Genomic DNA, 5,327 nt, shown 5'->3' with positions numbered 1-5,327 from the left:
GAGTGTACAGAGACTAAGCAGCGCGGAAAATCAAAAAGAACTTGAAATGGCCAAAATTGATTTCAAAATGGTAACTTTTACCCTGGCAGGAAAAGATTACGGCATCGACATTATGAAAGTAAAAGAGATAAACAAGGCAAAGAAATTTACTTTTGTACCAAACTCTGCTCCCTTTGTAAAAGGTGTCTATAATATGCGCGGTGATATTATATCGGTAATAGATCTTAGAGTTTTCTTCAATTTACCGGTTTCAAATCAAGACAGAGGTTTTGAGAATATGATTATCCTCAGGTTGGAGGAAAATACTATTGGTATTTTAGTTGATACCATCGAAAAGGTAATCGGAATTGAATCTTCTCGAAAACAACCGCCTCATCCATTATTTGGAGATATCAATATCAAATATATAGATGGAGTCATAGAAAATGACAACAGTTTATATATCATATTGAATGCAGAAAAAATATTTAATAAAGAAGAAAAGAGTGATCAGAAAGATAAAACCAGAAATTTGGTCATACAGAATACAGGTGCAGCAAACTTTCAGGAAGTTGAAGAATTAATTCGACAGGACAGTTCATTATCCGTGAATCTTGGATTCATCAAGGAAACTCTCCCCACATATTTGGGATTCTATCCCAGTGGAATGAACAATGATTGGATAACATCTCGTTTTGAAAGCTGGAAGAGGGTAAAAGGGGAAGACAATTTTCAGCTCAAAAACAGGCAGGATGCAGAAGAATATATGAAAGGCTTTAATTCAATTTGCACTGGCCAGCTATGGAGCGATGAGATGATCGCCTCGATAAGCCCGCTGCTGCCTCAATTGAAAGGGAATGCTTTCATATGGAACCCCGGCTGCGGAAGAGGTTATGAAACCTATTCAATAACATGCATGATGAAAAACAAAAATCCTTCCTTGCTATTGAAGGTGCAGGGCAATGATAATGATTTGATTAAAATTTCTTCTGCCCCGGGTTTAAACATTGAAAAAGCAAAGGTTCCTTCTTTTTATGAATCTTTTCTTGTTTCAACCAGCCAGGGTTCACAATTCAATGACGTAATCAAGGACAGCATCATTTTTGAATACAGTGATCTTAATAATGATTCTTCCATCCCGCCACTGGACATGATTGTCTGCCGTGATACACTGTGCTTCATGCCTGAGGCGGTTCAGGTTAAGCTATTGAACTATATGTATGAAAACCTGAAACCAGGTGGATTGCTTATCTTAGGAGAAAATGAAATTCCCATCAATCAAAGCGGTTGGAAATTACTCGAGAATAAGAACCTGAAATTATTTAAAAAAATATAAAAATAGTAGATTCTTTAGTATATAATTAAGAAATATGAGGAGATTACTGCATGAGAGTTGAGTATATCAATCCTTTTGTTGAAGCAGCATTCAACATTATCAAGGAAGTACTTCAGTGTGAAATTATTAGGGATGAGTTGTATCTAAAAAAATCAACACAACCTGTTATGGGAGTCGCTGCTATCGTTGGTCTTGCCGGTGATGTAGAAGGAAGAGTTTTGATTGATATGTCTCAAGAGACAGCAATTAAGGTAGCCTCTACAATGAACGGAGAAGAGCTTACAACCCTGGACGAGCTTGTTAAAGCCACAATCACGGAACTGGCAAATATGGTAACAGCACAGGCTGTAACCAAGCTCCATGATTTAGGTTTTAAATTTGACCTGACACCTCCTGCCATCATAACTGGTGAAAATATGCAGGTATCCGACATAAACGTTGAGGCATTGATAGTTCCTCTTGGTTTACCCCATGGGAAAATTGAAATCAATGTTGCCATCAGAGAACGATTAGGAGTCTAAAATGAAAACCACAAGTGATTTTCCATCTATCAATGAACGGACACCGGAAGGACATATGGATGGCAGAGCAATAAAAGTTCTCATTGTTGACGACTCTATGTTTGTGACTAAACAAATAAGTCAGATTCTAACTTCTGAGGGTTTTGATATTGTCGGAACTGCCGCAGACGGTGCTGAAGGTGTAGAAAAATATAAAGAACTTTTTCCGGAAGTCGATCTTGTGACCATGGATATTACCATGCCCAGAATGGACGGGGTAACAGCACTGGAAAAAATCATTGAATTTGATAAGAATGCCAATGTGATTATGGTCAGTGCCCTGGGCAAACAGGATCTGGTTAAGAAATCTTTGATGCTGGGAGCCAAGAATTATATCGTTAAACCCTTAGACAGAAAGAAGGTTCTGGAAAGAGTTGTCAGTGCAATGAAATAAATGATCGACGGTTATTGACAATTTTGTTAATAACCGTAAAATGATGATTCCTAAGGGGGGCTAGCTCAGCTGGTTAGAGTACATGCATGACATGCATGGTGTCGCCGGTTCGAATCCGGCGCTCCCCAAAGATAAAAGAGGGGCTGTCTCATAAGTTATGGGACAGCCTCAATTATTTATAATCAAATATCATTTAAACAAAGGGGGAATCCTCCCCCGGAACTTTACATGAGGTTCGATAGCTTCTTTATATTGTGAGCTATGCTTTCAAGCCCCCATTCGGTAGAAACATTCTTCTGTCCTCGGAGTTGAAATCTCTTAAATCCCATATTTTTCTTGATCTCTCCAAACACTGATTCAGGTTCTATCGGTCTCAATGATCTCATCTTCACCCCCTCATCTGAAAACAGTAATCCTCGGACTACTGACTTATGCTTCTCCCATTTATCCCGTCTCTGGATTCGTCAATCACCAGACCCAAGGACGCAAAACTTACGCTCAGGGCAGCCCCATGTTTTATTTATAATGAAGATCTTTCGGCACTCAGCTCTCACAATAACATTATTTCTTTACATATTTTCTCATCAATTCGTAATAGAAAATCTAATGTTTACTCTTGATTCCTAGCTGTTAACCATTAAACTTAGATTAAAGATTACTTGTTTCAGAGAATTATCAAAAACTGAAATAAGACTATAGAGAAAAGCATAATATAGCATAGGTATAGTACGCTTTAATACGATCTCAACAAATCCTTACTTAGAAAGCTTTTTTCACTTTATCAAAGGAGAAAATATTATGAGCGAAATGGGTAAGTGTCCAGTTACTGGAGCAACAAGTCATGCTGCAGCTAAAGGAACTTCAAATAAAGAATGGTGGCCGAATCAGTTAAATTTAAAGATTCTTCACCAAAACACTTCAGAACTAAATCCTATGGATAAGGATTTCAACTATGCAAAAGAATTTAATAAACTTGATTTTAAAGCTCTGAAGAAAGATCTGTACGCAGTTATGACGGATTCCAAGAAGTGGTGGCCTGCTGACTATGGTCATTATGGCCCGCTTTTTATCAGGATGGCTTGGCATAGTGCAGGAACATACCGAACCAGTGATGGGAGGGGCGGTGGGAATACGGGAAACCAGAGATTCGCACCACTCAATAGTTGGCCTGATAATGTAAACCTGGATAAAGCTCGAAGACTTCTATGGTCGGTAAAACAAAAGTATGGCAATAAGATTACCTGGGCAGACTTGATGATTTTAGCCGGAAATTGTGCTCTTGAATCTATGGGATTCAAGACTTTTGGATTTGCTGGTGGGCGTGAAGATATTTGGGAGCCAGAAGAGGATGTATATTGGGGCGCTGAGACAGAATGGCTTGGAGATAAACGTTATTCCGGAGAAAGAAACCTGGAAAATCCTCTTGCTGCAGTACAGATGGGACTAATCTATGTAAATCCAGAAGGTCCTAATGGAGAGCCCATTCCTATTGAATCTGCAAAGGATGTAAGAACCATTTTTGCGCGAATGGCTATGAACGATGAGGAAACTGTCGCATTGATCGCTGGAGGGCATACATTTGGAAAATGCCATGGTGCCGGAGATGCCTCTCTCGTAGGTCCAGAGCCGGAAGCCGCTCCTATGGAAGAGCAGGGTCTTGGCTGGAAGAGCAGTTTCAAAAGTGGAAAGGGTGGAGATACAATAAGTAGTGGCATTGAAGGAGCGTGGAAACCAAATCCAACCAAGTGGGATTCGGGTTATTTGAAAGTGTTGTTCAAATACGAATGGGAACTGCTTAAAAGTCCGGCTGGCGCCTATCTGTGGCTGGCAAAAGATCCAGAGGATGAGGATATGGTTGTTGATGCACATGATCCGTCAAAAAAACATAGACCTATGATGACCACCGCTGACCTTTCACTCAAATTTGATCCAGCCTATGAGAAAATCGCGCTTCGATATCTAGATAATCCTGTTGAATTTGAAGATGCCTTCGCCAGGGCCTGGTTTAAGCTTACCCACAGGGATATGGGACCTCGATCTCGTTATTTAGGACCAGAAATTCCCAATGAAGAATTGATTTGGCAGGACCCTGTAGAGAAAGTCGATTATAAACAGATAAATGCTCAGGATATTGTTGAAATTAAAAAAAAGATTCTGACATCAGGCTTATCTGTTTCTCAGCTTGTTTCCACGGCATGGGCATCAGCATCAACATTCCGTGGTTCCGATTATAGGGGAGGGGCAAATGGTGCCCGGATTCGCCTTTCACCGCAAAGGAATTGGGAAGTTAACCAGCCTGAATTATTGAAGAAAATTCTACAGAAGATCGAAGGAATTCAAAAAGAATTCAATGACTCACAATCTGGAGGGAAGAGGGTTTCAATGGCAGATCTGATCATTCTTGCTGGATGTGCTGCCATTGAAAAAGCCGCAACCGATGGGGGTAATGAAATCATAGTTCCATTCACACCTGGGCGTACAGATGCAACCCAGGAGCAGACTGATGTCGTTTCATTTGCAGATCTTGAACCTTGTGCAGACGGATTCCGTAACTATCAGAAAACAAAATACAGCGTATCGGCTGAAGAATTTCTTATAGACAAAGCACAGCTACTGTCCTTAACCGCACCTGAATTGACTGTTCTTATTGGTGGTTTGCGCGTTCTGGGGGCAAATTACGGACAGTCTAAGCACGGTGTATTTACTGATAAACCCGAGACACTAACAAATGACTTCTATATCAATTTGCTTGATATGGGGACAGAATGGAAACCACTTTCAAAAGAGGGAGATGAGTTTGAGGGAGTAGACCGCACTACAGGTAAAAGGAAATGGACTGCAACAAGAGTAGATCTCGTTTTCGGTTCGAATTCACAACTCCGGGCACAAGCTGAAGTGTACGGCTGTAACGACTCTAAAGAGAAATTTTTAAAGGACTTTGTCAAAGCTTGGGATAAGGTAATGAGACTTGATCGCTTTGATCTGAATTAAATCTGAAAATCGGATGTTCTTAACAGCAGCGGAGATATCTGCTGCTGTTAACTTCCCATTCTGTCCA

5 protein-coding genes and 1 tRNA gene are annotated in these 5,327 nt (G+C 40.3%); 5 read left to right on the top strand and 1 reads right to left on the bottom strand.

The genetic code is table 11. The features are described from left to right. Nucleotides 1–67: 67 nt before the first annotated feature. The 4 genes from PF479_RS00870 (at nucleotide 68) to PF479_RS00855 (ending at nucleotide 2,397) form a co-directional block, all read left to right on the top strand. Nucleotides 68–1,315: a chemotaxis protein CheW gene (locus PF479_RS00870; RefSeq protein ID WP_298001281.1), complete on the top strand. Its 1,248-nt coding sequence runs from the start codon at nucleotides 68–70 to the stop codon at nucleotides 1,313–1,315. A gap of 50 nt (nucleotides 1,316–1,365) precedes the next feature. Next, on the top strand, nucleotides 1,366–1,836 hold the full coding sequence (locus PF479_RS00865) for a chemotaxis protein CheX (RefSeq protein WP_298001279.1): 471 nt from the start codon (nucleotides 1,366–1,368) through the stop codon (nucleotides 1,834–1,836). Nucleotide 1,837: 1 nt separating this feature from the next. After that, nucleotides 1,838–2,269 (top strand): response regulator, encoded by a 432-nt coding sequence (locus PF479_RS00860; RefSeq protein ID WP_298001278.1) that lies wholly within the window; start codon nucleotides 1,838–1,840, stop codon nucleotides 2,267–2,269. Nucleotides 2,270–2,323: 54 nt separating this feature from the next. After that, nucleotides 2,324–2,397: transfer RNA gene (locus PF479_RS00855), tRNA-Val, on the top strand. A gap of 96 nt (nucleotides 2,398–2,493) precedes the next feature. Here PF479_RS00855 and PF479_RS20685 read toward each other — a convergent pair. Beyond that, a complete protein-coding gene (locus PF479_RS20685) occupies nucleotides 2,494–2,730 on the bottom strand; it encodes a transposase (protein WP_367277189.1) in 237 nt (78 codons plus the stop codon). Between the two features lie 337 nt (nucleotides 2,731–3,067). Between PF479_RS20685 and katG the strand changes: the two genes are divergently transcribed. After that, on the top strand, nucleotides 3,068–5,260 hold the full coding sequence (gene katG, locus PF479_RS00850) for a catalase/peroxidase HPI (protein WP_298001277.1): 2,193 nt from the start codon (nucleotides 3,068–3,070) through the stop codon (nucleotides 5,258–5,260). Nucleotides 5,261–5,327: the final 67 nt, after the last annotated feature.

The sequence above is a fragment of the Oceanispirochaeta sp. genome, from assembly GCF_027859075.1.
GTDB lineage: Bacteria > Spirochaetota > Spirochaetia > DSM-2461 > DSM-2461 > Oceanispirochaeta.
This window is presented reverse-complemented; position numbering and strand designations above follow the sequence as displayed.